General features: G+C 69.0%; 12 protein-coding genes. 5 read left to right on the forward strand and 7 right to left on the reverse strand.

Features of this window, described 5'->3' with window-relative positions:
• Positions 1-172: 172 nt before the first annotated feature.
• From HMPREF2914_RS14750 to HMPREF2914_RS14760, 3 genes are all read left to right on the forward strand, one after another.
• Complete coding sequence (locus tag HMPREF2914_RS14750) at positions 173-2257, forward strand: TonB-dependent receptor (RefSeq protein ID WP_003093526.1); 2085 nt, start codon at positions 173-175, stop codon at positions 2255-2257.
• 67 nt (positions 2258-2324) lie between these two features.
• The gene (locus tag HMPREF2914_RS14755) at positions 2325-3632 is read left to right on the forward strand and encodes an NtaA/DmoA family FMN-dependent monooxygenase (protein WP_023092404.1); all 1308 of its coding nucleotides are present in this window, start codon (positions 2325-2327) and stop codon (positions 3630-3632) included.
• Positions 3633-4068: 436 nt separating this feature from the next.
• On the forward strand, positions 4069-4737 hold the full coding sequence (locus HMPREF2914_RS14760) for a TIGR04211 family SH3 domain-containing protein (RefSeq protein ID WP_003093522.1): 669 nt from the start codon (positions 4069-4071) through the stop codon (positions 4735-4737).
• An 83-nt stretch (positions 4738-4820) separates the two neighbouring features.
• Here HMPREF2914_RS14760 and HMPREF2914_RS14765 read toward each other — a convergent pair whose 3' ends face one another.
• Genes HMPREF2914_RS14765 through HMPREF2914_RS14790 form a run of 6 tightly spaced genes read right to left on the reverse strand, consistent with a single transcriptional unit; the run spans position 4821 to position 10921 of the window.
• Positions 4821-5882 (reverse strand): 2,3-butanediol dehydrogenase, encoded by a 1062-nt coding sequence (locus HMPREF2914_RS14765; protein ID WP_223819149.1) that lies wholly within the window; start codon positions 5880-5882, stop codon positions 4821-4823.
• Positions 5883-5925: 43 nt separating this feature from the next.
• A complete protein-coding gene (locus HMPREF2914_RS14770) occupies positions 5926-7038 on the reverse strand; it encodes an acetoin dehydrogenase dihydrolipoyllysine-residue acetyltransferase subunit (RefSeq protein WP_016252979.1) in 1113 nt (370 codons plus the stop codon).
• Positions 7035-8054: an alpha-ketoacid dehydrogenase subunit beta gene (locus HMPREF2914_RS14775; RefSeq protein ID WP_003104786.1), complete on the reverse strand. Its 1020-nt coding sequence runs from the start codon at positions 8052-8054 to the stop codon at positions 7035-7037. Before HMPREF2914_RS14775 ends, HMPREF2914_RS14770 begins: the two co-directional genes overlap by 4 nt.
• 32 nt (positions 8055-8086) lie before the next feature.
• Positions 8087-9061 (reverse strand): thiamine pyrophosphate-dependent dehydrogenase E1 component subunit alpha, encoded by a 975-nt coding sequence (locus tag HMPREF2914_RS14780; protein WP_003093507.1) that lies wholly within the window; start codon positions 9059-9061, stop codon positions 8087-8089.
• A 22-nt stretch (positions 9062-9083) separates the two neighbouring features.
• Positions 9084-10124 carry an ATP-NAD kinase family protein gene (locus HMPREF2914_RS14785; RefSeq protein WP_003093505.1) on the reverse strand — a complete coding sequence of 347 codons (1041 nt, stop codon included), beginning with the start codon at positions 10122-10124 and terminating at the stop codon, positions 9084-9086.
• Positions 10121-10921, reverse strand: coding sequence for an SDR family NAD(P)-dependent oxidoreductase (locus HMPREF2914_RS14790; RefSeq protein WP_003104791.1), 801 nt, complete (start codon positions 10919-10921; stop codon positions 10121-10123). The genes HMPREF2914_RS14785 and HMPREF2914_RS14790 overlap by 4 nt, the downstream gene beginning before the upstream one ends.
• A 331-nt stretch (positions 10922-11252) precedes the next feature.
• On the opposite strand from HMPREF2914_RS14790, the gene HMPREF2914_RS14795 reads away from it, so the two are divergent.
• Both HMPREF2914_RS14795 and HMPREF2914_RS14800 read left to right on the forward strand, forming a co-directional pair.
• Positions 11253-13130: a sigma-54-dependent Fis family transcriptional regulator gene (locus HMPREF2914_RS14795; RefSeq protein WP_003104795.1), complete on the forward strand. Its 1878-nt coding sequence runs from the start codon at positions 11253-11255 to the stop codon at positions 13128-13130.
• 204 nt (positions 13131-13334) lie between these two features.
• A complete protein-coding gene (locus HMPREF2914_RS14800; protein ID WP_003104796.1) occupies positions 13335-13946 on the forward strand; it encodes a LysE family translocator in 612 nt (203 codons plus the stop codon).
• On the opposite strand, the gene HMPREF2914_RS14805 is transcribed toward HMPREF2914_RS14800, so the two are convergent.
• Positions 13933-14823 (reverse strand): LysR family transcriptional regulator, encoded by an 891-nt coding sequence (locus tag HMPREF2914_RS14805; protein ID WP_003111251.1) that lies wholly within the window; start codon positions 14821-14823, stop codon positions 13933-13935. The genes HMPREF2914_RS14800 and HMPREF2914_RS14805 overlap by 14 nt on opposite strands.
• Positions 14824-14989 lie beyond the last annotated feature (166 nt).

The raw sequence follows: 14989 nt of genomic DNA on the forward strand, positions 1-14989 counted from the left end.
GGCGCGGGCGGCGCCCATGATACCGATTCCCCGGGGCGGTGGGGCGCCGCGGAAGGGACGGGCGTAGGAGATTCCATATTTCGCAATGAGGAATCTATTCCCCATTGAGGAATGATCTGGTGGCGTGATAGCCTGAATGGAAAAGAGAGTCATTCCCATTTGGAGAAGATCCTTGAACGCCCGCACGCACCGCACGCTCAACCGGGGAATCGGCGTCGTCACGCTGTCCACCCTGCTCGCCTCGCCATCGGCACTGGCCCGGGAAAACCCGCCCGCCGAGGACGAACCCGCCGCCCTCGAGGCGCTGGTCGTGACCGGCGAGAAACGTGAACGCTCGCTGAAGGACACGGCGTCCTCGGTATCGCTCACCAGCGCCCGCGACATCGACCGCAAGCAGACCGGCAACGCCTCGGTCGCCGAGGTGATCAATGGCAGTCCCAACGTGGTCTACACCGACTCGGTGGGCGCGCCGATCATCCGCGGCCAGGACACCCAGGGCCCGAACAACGGGCAGAACGTGTTCTGGGGTGGCACAGTGCCGCGGGCGACGATCAACCTCGATGGCCACTACCTGAACTACAACGAGATGTTCTTCGGCGCGACCTCGGTCTGGGACGTCGACAGCATCGAGGTGTTCCGCGGCCCGCAGACCACTTCCCAGGGCGCCAACGCCATCGCCGGGGCGATCATCGTCAACACCAAGGACCCGACCTTCAGCCCCGAGGCTGCCTACCAGGCGGAGATCGGCAGCTACCATTCGCGGCGCAGCTCGATCGCAGTGTCCGGCCCGCTGGCGCAGGACTTCGCCGGGCGCCTGGCGGTGGACTACGCGGGCCGCGACACCTTCATCGACTACGACAACCCGAAGTTCCAGGACAGCGGCACCGACCAGGACTTCCGCGCCCTCAACGCGCGCGCCAAGCTGCTCTGGCTGCCCAGCGGAATTCCGGGCCTGGAGAGCAAGTTCACCTTCTCCCACAACGACAGCAACCGCCCGACCCAGGAAGCGGCGACCCGCCCGTTCGACAAGCTCGACCATCGCTCGACCACCATGCCCAGCTGGGAGCAGGACACCAACACCAGCATCCTCGACGTCGCCTATGACCTCGACAACGGCATCCGCCTGTTCAACCAGGCGCAGTACTCGCTGTCCTCGGTGCACCGCACCACCGGCGCGGGCGGCGAGGGCGACGCCGACATCCGCCAGAAGAACGCCTCCAACGAATCGCGGATCAGCTTCGGCGAGCAGGAGGACCGGATCAGCGGCATGGGCGGGGTCTACTACGCCCGCACCCGCACCGACGAGACGCTGCACCTGCGCGGGCTGTCGGCCTTCGACGACACGAAGAAGAACCTCGGTGTGTTCGGCGAGCTGAACTACCGCCTGAGCGACCGCTGGACCCTGACCACCGGCCTGCGCTACCAGGAGGACCGCATCGAGCGCAGCGGCAACTCGGTGCTGGCGCCGCGTCCGCTGGACTACCAGAAGACCTTCTCGGCCTTCCTGCCGAAAGTCTCCCTGGCCTTCGCCGCGACCCCGGACTGGACCGTCGGGGGCCTGGTCAGCCGCGGCTACAACCCCGGCGGCGTGTCGCTCAACCTGACTACCCGCAACTGGGCCTACTTCAAGGAAGAAACCATCTGGAACTACGAACTGTTCACCCGCGCCAGCCTGCTCGACGGCCGCCTGCTGCTGAACGGCAACCTGTTCTTCATGGATTTCAAGGACGCCCAGTACAACATCCCGGTGGTGGTTTCGCCGGGGGTGGCGCAGTCGTACACCATCAACGCCGAGAAGGCCCACGCCTACGGCATGGAGCTGGACCTCGACTACCGCCTGCGCGACGACCTGCGGCTGAAGGCCAGCGCCGGCGTGCTACGCACCCGGATCGACGAGATGTCCGGCAATACCGGCTACGAGCACAACGAGTTCGCCCGCTCGCCGGGCTATACCCTCAGCTTCGGACCGAGCTGGGACGTCACCGAGCGCCTCAACCTGAACGCCCAGGTGCGCTACCTGGACGGCTACTACTCGGACACCGCCAACACCAAGGCCTACTCGATCAAGGCCTACACCCTCACCGACGCCCGCGCCAGCTACCGCTTCAACGACCAGGTGCAGCTCTATGGCTACGTGAAGAACGTGTTCGACGACCGCTCGCCCACCTACATGCAGGAAAACCGGGGGATCGGCGGCATCGAGGCGAGCATGACGCAGCCGCGGACCCTCGGCATCGGCATCAAGGGCACCTTCTAGGCGCCCCGAGAAGCCGGCCCCGCGCAGGGCCGGCCCAGCCCCAGAGCCCATACAGGAGATTGGCACGATGAGTACCCCGAAACGCCTGCACATCGGCATGTCGCTGGCCCCCACCTGGCTCAGCGGCGATGCCTGGCGGCGCCCCGACAGCAACATCGAAGGCATCTTCGGCAGCGATTTCGCCGTCGACATCGCCAGGCGCTCCGAAGCCGCCCACCTCGACTTCGTGTTTCGCCCGGACGTCAGCAGCCTGCCACTGGACGTGCTGGAGACCGGCTCCGGCTTCGCCAGCCTGGATCCCACCGTACTGCTTGCCGCGGTCGCCCGCGAAACCTCGCGGATCGGCCTGGTGTCGACGGTCTCCACCACGTTCTATCCGCCCTACGTGGTGGCCCGGCAGCTGCAATCGCTGCACTGGATCAGCGACGGCCGCGCCGGCTGGAACATCGTCACCGCGCTGCAGGGCCACGAGAACTTCGGCCTGGACGCGATGCCCGATGCGGAGCAGCGCTACGCGCGCGCCGCCGAGTTCACCCGGCTGGTGCACGACCTGTGGGACAGCTTCCCCCGCGAGGCACTCCTGGTCGACCGCGAGAGCGGCCGCTACGCCGACGTTTCCCGGGTGCGCCCGGTCGACCACGACGGCGAATTCCTCAAGGTCAAGGGACCGCTCAACCTGCCGGCCTTCGGCGAGGCGCGGATTCCCCTGGTGCAGGCCGGCGCCTCCGAGAGCGGGCGCGATTTCGCCGCCTCGGTGGCCGACCTGGTGTTCGCGCCGACCCCGGACAAGGAGGCTGCCCTGGAACTGCGCCGCGACCTTTCCCGCCGCGCCGAACGCCACGGTCGCTCGCCGCGCGACGTGCGCCTGCTGCCGGGCTTCAGCCTGTACCTGGCGGAGAGCCGCGAGGAGGCGCGGGAAATCTTCATGCAGACCCACGCGCGCCTGGACCGCGCGCGCAAGTTCGCCACGATCAGGCAGATGCTCGGCCTCGACCTCAGCGACTGGCCGCTGGACCGGCCGATTTCCGCGGCCGACCTGCCGCCGCCGGTGGCCAACCCCGGCAGCCGCACCCACACCGACCTGCTGCGGCGCCTGATCGAGCGCGAGACGTTACGCCTGGACCAGTTGCTGCTGCGCCCCGAGGTGGTTTCCGCGGCGCACTGGCAGGTCATCGGTACGGTGGACGATGCCGTCGAGCAGATCGTCGACTGGGCCGGCGCCGGCGCCATGGACGGTTTCATCGCCGCGCCGGGAGGCTCGGTCGGCTCGCTGCGGCTGTTCCTCGAACAGGTGGTGCCGCGCCTGGTGGAGAAGGGGCTGTTCCGCGAGCGCTACAGCGCCACTACCTTCGCCGGGCACCTGGCAGAGGAATGATGGAAAGGGCCGGCGACGGCCGCGACCTGGCGGCGATGGCGAGCGAGTGACCGCCTGCGGTTGGCCGCCTGACGGGCCCGCTGTATCGCAGCACGCCATCCGACCGGTGGGGCGTGGTACAGGCGAGGGAGCCTCTGCCTTGGCGTAGATACCGTCGTACCCCGGGGATCATCCGGACAGGTCGCAGCCTGGGCAGCGCTGGCCGTCGGCAGGCCTGGCATTCTGCTGTTACAACCATCCATCCATTCCTGCGGAAACGAGTGAACTCAATCGCCCCGAGCGCTGTCTGTCAGCCGTCGGCCCAACCGGGCCGGGCGCATGGCCCTTGGCCATGCGGTAGCCCCGCCCCGGTCGCGCGCTTGTCCATAACAATTCGACTGGCCGGCTTTTTCGCTCCCCTTTGCGGGTTTCGTTCTCTCGCCATGTGAAGATTGCCATGTCCCTATCCCGTCGCATCCCCGCCGCTCTTTCCCCGTTCCTGAACCGCGTCATCGGAGCCTGCCTGCTCGGCGGCCTGCTGGCGGCCGGCGCCCCGGCGCAGGCCGAGGAGGCGACCGGCAACGCGCGCTGGGTGAGCGACAGCCTGACCACTTTCGTGCGCAGCGGCCCCACCGATGGCTATCGCATCGTCGGCACCCTCACCTCCGGGCAGAAGGTCGAGCTGCTTGGCACCCAGGGCAACTACAGCCAGGTGCGCGGCGAGAACGGCAGCACCGTGTGGATTCCCAGCCGCGACTTGCAGGAGGTTCCCGGCCAGGCCGAGCGCCTGCCGCAACTGGAACAGAAGGTGGCCGCCCTGACCGCCGAGCTGGACGGCATCAACGACACCTGGAAGACCCGCGTGCAGGGCATGCAGGAAACCCTCGACACGCGCAAGAAGTTGATCGACGAATTGCAGGCGGCGCGCAGCAACCTGGACGCCGAACTCGGCAAGGCCCGCTCCGACCTGCGGGCGGTGCAGGCGCAACTGGGCGACGAGAACAAGCAGGTGCTGATGCGCTACATGGTCTACGGCGGCAGCATCGCCGGCGCCGGCCTGTTCGCCGGGCTGATCCTGCCGTCGCTGCTGAGGGTGCGGCGCAAGCGCAACGACAAGTGGTTCTGAGCCTCCGCCCGCGTCTCTGCGTTTCGTAAAGGAAGCCCCGCCGGCCGCGGGGCTGTGTCGCAAGCTCGACAAGGGCTGAAGCGTCAGCCGCCCGGCGAGACGATGATCTTCACGTTGTGCTCCTTGTTGTTCACCAACTCTTCGAAACCGCGCTCGACGATTTCTTCCAGGCCGATGCGACCGGTCACCAGCGGTGCGATGTCGAGGCGGCCGTCGGCTATGAAGGCGATCACGTCGGCGAACTCGCCGTTGTAGGCGAGGGCCCCGAGCAACTGCTTCTCGGTGGAAACCAGCTCGAAGAAATTGAATTCACTGGGCTCCTCGAAGATTCCCACAAGCACGCACTTGCCGGCCTTGCGGATGGCATCGATGGCCAGCTTGGCGGTGTGCTTGTTGCCGATGCATTCGAAGCTGACGTCGGCGCCAAGCCCGCCGGTGAGGGCGCGGATTTCGCCTAGGGCGTCGCACCGCGAGGGGTCGAGCACCTGGCTGGCGCCGACCTCCAGGGCCTTGGCCTTGCGCGCCGAGGACATCTCCAGGGCGATAACCTGTGCCGCGCCGGCGGTGCGCGCGCACATGATGGTGCACAGGCCGATGGTGCCGGCGCCGACCACCACCACGTTCTGCCCGAGCAGGCTGCCGGCCTTCTTCACCGCGTGCATGCCCACCGCCAGCGGCTCGATCAGCGCGCCGGCCTCGCTGGGAAATCCGGCCGGCAGGGCGTAGAGCAGGTTGGCCGGTACGTTGACGTATTCGGCGAAGGCGCCGTTGTTCATCAGCCCGGTGAAGGCCAGGTTCTCGCAGATGTTGTACAGCCCATGCCGGCAGTAGTAGCAGGTGCCGCAATGCTGGCAGGCGTCTGCGGCGACCGCCTGGCCGACGGCGAAGCCGGTCACGCCGTTGCCGAGGCGGACGATTTCGCCGCTGAACTCGTGGCCGAGGATGCATTGGTCCTTGAGGCCGGTGAGCGGGTGCGGCGCCTCCACGGGGATGAATACCGGGCCGGCCAGGTATTCGTGCAGGTCGGAGCCGCAGATGCCGCACCAGTGCACGCGGATCTGCACCCAGCCGGGCGGCGGCTCGGCCGGGAGCGGCACGTCTTCCACGCGGATATCGTGGCGGCCGTGCCAGACGGCGGCGCGCATCGCCGCGTTGGCTTGCGGGGAACTGTTCATGTCGGTCGTCTCCTCAATGCTGGCGGAGGAAGTCGAGCAGCAGGCGGTTGACCTGCTCGGCGGCTTCCATCTGCACCATGTGCGCCTGTCCGGGAATGATCTCCACCTGGGCTGGCAGGCCCTCGGCATGCCGCGCCGGGATGATCGCGTCATCGCTGCCCCAGATCGCCAGGACCGGCTGGCGGCCCTCGCTCGCCACGGCACGCAGGTTGTTGCGCTGGCGACCGTCGGCGAACAGGTTGTCCAGCAACTGGCGCAGGGCCGCATCGACGCCTTCCAGGCGCTTGTAGCGGAGCATGTCCTCGAGCATCTGCCGGGTGACCAGCGCGGGGTCGGAGAACAACTGCACCAGTTGCGGCTTCAACGCGTTGCGGTTGGCCGCCTCGACGAAGCCGCGCAGGTAGTCGCCGTTGATCTCCTCGCCGAGGCCGGCGCTGCCGATCAGGCTCAGCGACAGCACCCGCTGCGGCGCCAGGCGCGCGCAGTTCAGCGCCACCGCTCCCCCCATGGAGTGACCGGCCAGGTGTACCTGTTCCAGGTCGAGGTGGTCGAGCAGGGCCAGCACGCTGCCGCTGAGTTCATCGAGGTCGCCGCGCACCAGGGCCTTGCCGGACTCGCCGTGGCCCGGCAGGTCTAGAGCGATCACCCGCCGCTCGGCGGCCAGCGCCTCGTGGTTGAACAACCAGTTGTTCAGGTCGCCACCGAAACCGTGGATCAGCAGTAGCGCCGGATCGCCCTCGCCGCGGTCGAAATAGCGCAGGAGGCGCCCGTCCAGCTCGACTTTCCGCGGTGCCGGTCCGCTATCCCCAGCGTCCTCGTCGGCGGGTACGAATTCGGCCTGGAAGCGTTGCACCAGTGCGTCGATCTCCTCGTCGCTCGCCTCGCCCTCGACCACCACGCCGAGCAGCGCGCCGACCGCCAGGGTCTCGTCCTCGCGCGCCACCTTGCGCCGCAGCACGCCCGAGAAGGGCGCCTCGACGCTGCTGGAGATCTTGTCGGTCTCCACGTCGAGCACCTCGTCGCCTTTCTCGATATGCGCGCCCTCTTCCTTGAGCCAGGCGTCCACCCGACCCTCGGTCATCGACAGGCCCCACTTGGGCATGGTCAGTGTATGGATCCGGCTCATGCCGCGTCCCTCCCTTCCAGGGCCTGGCGCACGGCTGCCTCGATCTTCGCCGCGTCGGGGATGTAGAGGTCTTCCAGGGCGTCGGAGAAAGGCACCGGCGTATGGGGCGCGGTGACCCGGCGGATCGGCGCGCGCAGCGCGGAGAAGGCCCGTTCGGCGACCAGCGCGGCGATGTCGGTGGCCATCGAGCAGCGTGGGTTGGCTTCGTCGACCACCACCAGGCGGCCGGTCTTTTCCACGCTTTCGAGAATGCTGTCCTCGTCCAGCGGGCTGGTGCTGCGCAGGTCCAGTACTTCGCAGGAGATGCCCTGGCGCGCCAGGCTGGCGGCGGCGTCCAGCGCCAGGTGGACCATGCGGCCGTAGGTCACCAGGGTGACGTCGTCGCCGTCGCGGAGGAAGTTCGCCTCGCCGAAGGGTACGCTGTACAGCTCCTCGGGTACCTCGCCCTGCATCGAATAGAGCAGCTTGTGCTCGCAGAAGATCACCGGGTCGTTGTCGCGGATCGCCTGGACCAGCAGGCCCTTGGCGTCGTAGGGCGACGACGGGCAGACCACCTTGAGGCCGGGGATGTGGGTCCATAGCGAAGTGAGCATCTGCGAATGCTGGGCGGCGGCGCGCAGGCCGGCGCCGACCATGGTACGGATCACCAGCGGGGTGACCGCCTTGCCGCCGAACATGTAGCGGAACTTGGCGGCCTGGTTGAGGATCTGGTCCAGGCAGCAACCGGCGAAGTCGACGAACATCAGTTCGCACACCGGGCGCATGCCGCGGGTGGCGGCGCCGACCGCGGCGCCGACATAGCCGATCTCTGACAAAGGGGTGTCCAGCACGCGGCCGGGGAACTGGTGGTAGAGGCCCTTGGTGACCCCCAGCACGCCGCCCCAGGCGTCGTCCTCGCCGGGCGCGCCGGCGCCGCCGGCATTGTCTTCGCCCATGATGAAGACGCTCGGGTCGCGGCGCATTTCCTGGGCCAGCGCCTCGTTGATGGCCTGCTGGTAGCTGATCTTTCTCGCCATGATGGTTCTCCTCGTTCTTGTTTTCGGGCGGCTCAGGGATAGGACACGTAGACGTCGCGCAGCAGGTCGTCCGGCTCCGGCTTGGGATCGTTCTTCGCGCGCTGCACGGCATCCTCGATGCGCGCCTCGACCTCGGCGTCGATGGCGTCCAGGTCGCTGGCGGAGAGCAGGCCGGCGTGGCAGGTGCGTTCGCGGAACTGCTTGAGGCAGTCGCGGGTTTCCCGGTAGTGCTTTACTTCGTCGGGATCGCGGTAGGTCTGTGCGTCGCCCTCGAAGTGTCCGTAGTAGCGGGTCAGCTTGACTTCGATCAGCGACGGCCCCTCGCCGGCGCGGGCGCGCTCGATGGCGGCGCCGGCAGCCTCGTGGACGGCGAAGAAGTCGAAGCCGTCGACGGTCACCCCGGGCATGCCGAAACCGGCGGCGCGGTCGGCGATGTGGTCGCAGGCCACCGACCAGTTGGCCGCGGTGGCCTCGGCATAGCCGTTGTTCTCGGCGACGAACAGGCACGGCAGGTTCCACACCGCGGCCAGGTTCATCGCCTCGAACACCGCGCCTTCGTTGGAGCCGCCATCGCCGAAGAAGGCCACCGCCACCGCATCGCTGCCTTTCAGCTTGGCCGCCAGCGCGGCGCCGGCGGCCAGCGGCGCGCCGGCGCCGACGATTCCGTTGGCGCCGAGCATGCCTTTCTCCAGGTCGGCGATATGCATGGAGCCGCCCTTGCCCTGGCAGACCCCGGTCTTCTTGCCATAGATCTCCGCCATCATGCCGTGCACGTCTACGCCCTTGGCGATGCAGTGGCCGTGGCCGCGATGGGTGGAGGCGATGCAGTCGTCGTCGCGCAGGTGCGCCATCACGCCGGCGGCGGAGGCTTCCTCGCCGGCGTAGAGGTGGACGAAGCCGGGTATCTCGCCCGTGGCGAACTCGACGTGCAGGCGTTCCTCGAAGGCGCGGATGGTGCGCATCACGCGGTAGGCATGGAGCAGTTGGTCGGTGCTCAGAGTGGACATCTTGTTGTTCTCCAGGTTGTCTTCACGGGGTCATCGGGGTTCGCTGGCCGGCCAGCAGGCGATGGCGGGCGGCGTAGGCGAGGGTGGCCGGCACATCGACGCTGAACGGGCCGGAAGGGTCGAGGGTGATGCTCGGGCGGTCGGTGGTGCTGAACTCGATCTCGCGCTCTCCGTCCAGCGCCAGGGTCCCGCTGGACAGGCTCGGCGCGTGGGCCACGCCGGGTTGCAGGTAGCCGGCGGCAGAGACCCCGCAGCCCACCAGCAGGCCCGGCGCCAGCGGCACCAGCAGGCTCTCGCGGGCGTCCGGATGCAGGCGCATCCACGCGCCGTGGGGCTCCTCGCGGCTCACCGGCGACCACAGTCCGCAAAGCGCCGAAAGGCCGATGGCGTGGGGTTCGGCGAAGCTGACGAAGACTTCGGCGAGGTCTTCGGCGCGACTGATGGCGCGGGCGCCGATGAACGGCTGCGGCGACACCGCGACGTCCACCAGCGCCCACTCGCAGAGCCCGCGGCGCGGCTCGCGCACCAGCAGGCGCTTGTTGCGTCGCAGGCCGATCTCCGGCGGCACCCGGTTGCTGGCGCAGAGGCCGCCGGCGAGCCCCGCGCCGGTGGCTTCGCGCAGCTCCGGGAAGGCGTTGTTGGTCCCGGTGGACAGCGCCAGCAGGGGGACGTCGCCGACCTCGGCGGCCACTGCCTTGTGCGTGCCGTCGCCGCCGAGCACGGCGATCAGCGCCACGCCGCGCTCGACCATGCGCCGCGCCGCCAGGCGGGTATCCTCGACGCTCTGGCGCAGCGGCATGTCGAGGAACTCCAGGAACGGCCAGTGGCCGTCGCGGGCCTGGCGGGTCTGGCTGGCCCGGAGCACGGCGGCGGCGATGCCGGTCATGTCCGGCGGCAGCAACGCATGGCGGATGCCGGTGGCGCCGAAGGCGGCGAGCAGGCGTTGCACCACCGATGCCTTGTCGGTGCTGGAGTGCAGCCCGGCATGGGCGGTGAGGCGACGCAGGTCGCGACCGGAGGCCGGGTTGGCGATGATGCCGACGATCGGCGAGGGCGGGGTCATAGCGAGAATCCGCCGTCGACGGCGATGGCCTGGCCGGTGACGTGCGGCGCGCAGGCCAGGTAGACGACGAGCTGGCCCATGTCTTCGACGGTCTGCGCCTCACCCTGGGGCAGCAGGCTGGCCTGGTGGCGTTCCCAGGACTGCGCCTCGCTTTCGCCGGCCTGCCGCCAGCGGCCCGACAAGCCGTCCTCGCCGCGCCACATTCCGGTGCCGACGATTCCCGGGCAGAGCGCGTTGACCGTCACCCCGTCGCGCGCGACCTCCTTGGCCAGGGCATTGCTGAAACCGATCACGGCAAACTTCGAGGCACAGTAGTGGGCGAGGTCTGGGAGACCGACCTTGCCGGCGATCGATGACAGGTTGACGATCCGCCCCCAGCGCTGCGCCTGCATCAGCGGCAGTTCGGCCTGGCAGCAGAGGAACACGCCGCGGGCGTTGACGTTCATCACCCGGTCCCAGTCGGCGAGGCTGAGTTCGGCGACCTTGCGGATGCTGATCACCCCGGCATTGTTCACCGCCACGTCGAGCCGGCCGAACTCCGTGGCGACCCGCTCGACCATCGCCCGGACGCTGTCGCCGTCGCTGACGTCGACCCCAAGGGCCAGGCTGCGGCGACCGAGGCTGCGGATCGCGGCGGCGGTTTCCTCGGCGACCTGCGGATCGAGGTCGGCCACCGCCACGTCGGCGCCGGCGCGCGCCAGGGCGAGGGCGATGCCCCGGCCGATGCCGCGTCCGGCGCCGGTCACCAGCGCGACCCGGGAAGACAGGGAGAAATCGTCGGACGACGTAGCGTGCATGCTTCACCTCTGATTGTTCTTGTAGGTGTATGCGGCAGGGCGTTGGGAGGAGCGGACAGTCCGCCCTGCCGTCGCCGTGGCTGGAGCAAGGCCGATGCCAGGTTGCGGCGTGGCGGCCGGAAGGCCCGTCGTAGAGCGCCGGCATGGGAAGGCCGGCGACCGCCGGGGCGACGTCCGGCGAGACAACCCATGTCATCGCGCACGGGTTCCCGGCGAGACGCTGAGACGCTCCGTCTCAGTCGTCGGCTGTGGCGGCCCGGCGCTTGTCGAGGGTCGCCGATGGGCGCTTAATGGGCGGCACAACAACAAGATGCCGAGCAACGGAGGCCCCATGCTTTCCGCACACTCGAAGGACCATGTGGACTGTGTCAGCCGTGTCCTGAGGAACGCCGCGCGCCTGCCGCAGGCGCCGGTGCCGACGCCGATCCTCGACTCCTGGCGCCGCTCCATGGAGCAGCACCGTCTCGACCCGGGGTCCCTGCAAGGGCCGCGGATTCTCTCGCAGACCCTCCTCGACGAATGTCGCGAGCGTTCCGAACTGTTCCTGCGCATCGCCAGCGAAGAGGTGGCGCGACTGCATGGACGGGTGCGCGATGCCGACTACTGCGTACTGCTCACCGATGCCCAGGGGCGGACCATCGACTACCGTGTCGAGTCGACCATCCGCAACGACTGCCGCAAGGCCGGGCTGTACCTCGGCACCTGCTGGTCGGAAGGCGAGGAGGGCACCTGCGGGGTGGCCGCCGTACTCACCGACAGGACTGCGGTGACGGTGCACAAGCGCGATCACTTCCGCGCCGCCTTCATCGACCTGACCTGTTCCGCGGCGCCGGTCTTCGATCCGCAGGGCGAGTTGCTCGGTGTGCTCGACGTTTCCGCCGTGCAATCGCCGGACGACCGCCGTAGCCAGCATCTGATCCGGCAGATGGTGGCGCAGAGCGCGCGGGAGATCGAGAACGCCTTCTTCATGCACAGCGCCCAGGGCCATTGGGTGCTGCGCGCGCACCGTGCGCCGGGCTACGTCGACAGCCAGCCGGACTACCTGTTCGCCTGGGACGCCGATGGGCGCCTGCTGGCGTTGAACCCGGCGGCGCGGCACTACCTGCGGCAGCGCCTGGGGCAGGTGCCGAGCCACATCGGCGAGGTGTTCGACCTCGACGCCCTGCACGCCGCCGCCGACCAGGCGCCGTGCCTGCTGCGCGGCCAGGCCGGCGAGCTGCACGTGCGTCTCAGCGCGCCGCGGGCCAAGGCGCGGCGGCTGGAGCGCGAGGTGCCCGACGACGCTGCGCTCGACCCGCGCATCGCCGAAAGCCTGCGCCTGGCGGTGCGGGTCAAGGACCGCAACCTGCCGGTGCTGATCCAGGGCGAGACCGGCGCCGGCAAGGAGGTTTTCGCCCGCCAGTTGCACCAGGCCAGCGCCCGTCGCGACAAACCCTTCGTCGCGCTCAACTGCGCGGCGATTCCCGAAAGCCTGATCGAGAGCGAGCTGTTCGGCTACGTTGGCGGAGCCTTTACCGGCGCGGCGGCGAAAGGGATGCGCGGCCTGCTGCAGCAGGCCGATGGCGGTACCCTGTTCCTCGACGAGATCGGTGACATGCCGCTGGGCCTGCAGACCCGCCTGCTGCGCGTGCTGGCCGAGGGCGAGGTGGCGCCGCTGGGGGCTGCGCGCCGGCAGGCTGTGGATATCCAGGTGATCTGCGCCACCCACCGCGACCTGGCGGCGCTGGTGGCGGCCGGCGGCTTCCGCGAGGATCTCTACTTCCGCCTCGGCGGCGCCCGCTTCGAACTGCCGCCGCTACGCGAACGCAGCGACCGGCTGGCGCTGATCCGGCGCATCCTCGACGAGGAAACCGCGCACTGCGGCGTACGCATCGAACTCGGCGAGGCAGCCCTGGAATGCCTGCTCGGCTATCGCTGGCCGGGCAATGTCCGCCAATTGCGGCATGTGTTGCGCTACGCCTGCGCGCTGTGCGGCGGCGCCACCCTGCAACTCGCCGACCTTCCGGCAGAGCTGCGTGGCGAAGGCCGGACACCGGCCAGTGCGTGCGAGAGCGGCGGCGGTCCGGAGCGCGACGCCCTGCTCGACGCCCTCGTGCGGCATCGCTGGAAACCCATGGCCGCGGCGCGGGAACTGGGTATCTCGCGAGCGACCCTGTATCGGCGGGTGCGCCGGCATGGCATCCGCATGCCGGGCCAGGCGGACGACTGAGGTGCGCCGGCGGCCGGCGCAGTCGTCAAGCGCGGAAAATCAAAACCAGCCTTGAGCCTTGCCCCGTTAATGCCGGTGGGCTTTCCCTGTAGCGTTCCGGGCAGCGGCGCAACCCGTTCGGTCGCGCCCCGCCAGGACCCTACGGAGGAAACCCATGCCCGCCCCGCACCAGCCAGCCCGCAACCCGACCGGGGAGTTCGACCCATGCCGCTAGCCCTGCTGCTCGCCATGGGCGCGTTCTCCCTGAGCCTGTCGATTTCCCCCGGTCCGGTGAACCTGACCATCGTCGCTTCCGGCGCCAACCATGGTTTCCGCCGGACCCTGCCGTTCGTCACCGGCGCCACCCTCGGCTTCGTCCTGCTGCTGGCCTTCGTCGGCTTCTGGTTCGTCCGCGCGATCGAGGCCTACCCGCGCTTCTTCGACTACCTGGGGATGGCCGGCGCGGCGTTCATCGCCCATGTCGGCTACCGCATCGCCACCGCGGATCCACGCCTGGCCCTGGAGGAAAACGGGGTCCCCGGGTTCTTCCAGGGCGTGCTCCTGCAATGGCTCAATCCCAAGGCCTGGATCGCCTGCGCTTCCGGCGTGGCCTTGTTCGCCAGCCCGAGCACGCACGCGCCGCTGCTGGTCTTCATGGCCATCTACCTGGTGGTCTGCTACCTCTCGCTGGCCGCCTGGGCACTGCTCGGTGACCGCGTGGCGCTGCTGCTCGACAGCCCCCGGCGGGTGCGCCTGTTCAATCGGGCGATGGGCGGCACCCTGGTGCTGACCGCCGGCTACATGCTCTACCTGCAGCTCGCCGCTAGCCCGGATTGAAGGCCTCGTAGAGGCGATTGATGAGGGTATAGGCGATGCTGCTGGCGGGTACGTTGGGCGGCCACACCGCATACACCTTCAACGGCTCCAGGCGCCATTCCGGCAGCACCGCGCGCAACTCGCCGCGACGGATCGGCTCGTCGCTCAGGTAGGTCGGCGGCGCGGCCAGGCCGACGCCGAGGCGGGCCAGGCGGCAGGAGGCTTCGACGCTGTCGACGCGCACCCGCGGGGTGTAGTCGACGCGTACCTCCTCGTCGTCCCGCGCATGACGAAATAGCCGGCTGTCGGGGCGCATGCCGAGCCCGATCCATTCCAGCCGCTGCAGGTCGCGCGGGTGTTCCAGCGGCGCGTGCCGGGCCAGGAATGCCGGTGCCGCCACTACCTGGCGCGGCAGCAGGAACAGGTGACGGGCCTTCAGCGAGCTGTCCGGCAGGTCGCCGATGCGGAAGGCGATGTCGATGCCGTCGCCGATGATGTCGTGGCGGCTGTCGTCGCAGGCGATGCCGAGGTCGAGGTCGGGATGCTCCTCGATGAAGGCTGCCAGGTGACGGGTGAAGTCGCTGTTGACGAATACCGCGGGCATCGAGATGCGCAGGCTGTTGCGGGTCGAGACGGCGCGCTGGCGGAACTCGATGAAGCCCTTCTCGTAGAGTTCCAGCATGGAGCGGGCGGTGTCCAGCAACTGCGTGCCGTCCTGGGTCAGCGACAGCTTGCGGCTGTTGCGGTAGAGCAGCGCACGGCCCAGGTTCCGTTCCAGCCTGGACAGGTGCAGGCTGGCGGTCGCGGCGCTCAGGCCCAGCGCCTCGGCGCCGCCGGAGACGGAGCCGGTCTCGGCGATCTTGGCGAATACGATCAGGTAGCGGATGTCGTCGATCATGCGGTCTCTCGTCGCGGGGGCTGGGTGCATCCTGCGCGATGGCGGCCAGCCGGACAAGCGCGAGAGGTAGAGGGCAGCGGCGCTTTCCGGGCTTTTCAGCGCAGGCTCCAGAAGCCCAGGCGACCGAGGCTGGCCGCCAGTCGCAGGCGCGAGGTCTGCCAGTTGC

Origin of the sequence: Pseudomonas sp. HMSC067G02, assembly GCF_001813485.1 — a bacterium.
Classification (GTDB): Bacteria; Pseudomonadota; Gammaproteobacteria; order Pseudomonadales; family Pseudomonadaceae; genus Pseudomonas; species Pseudomonas aeruginosa.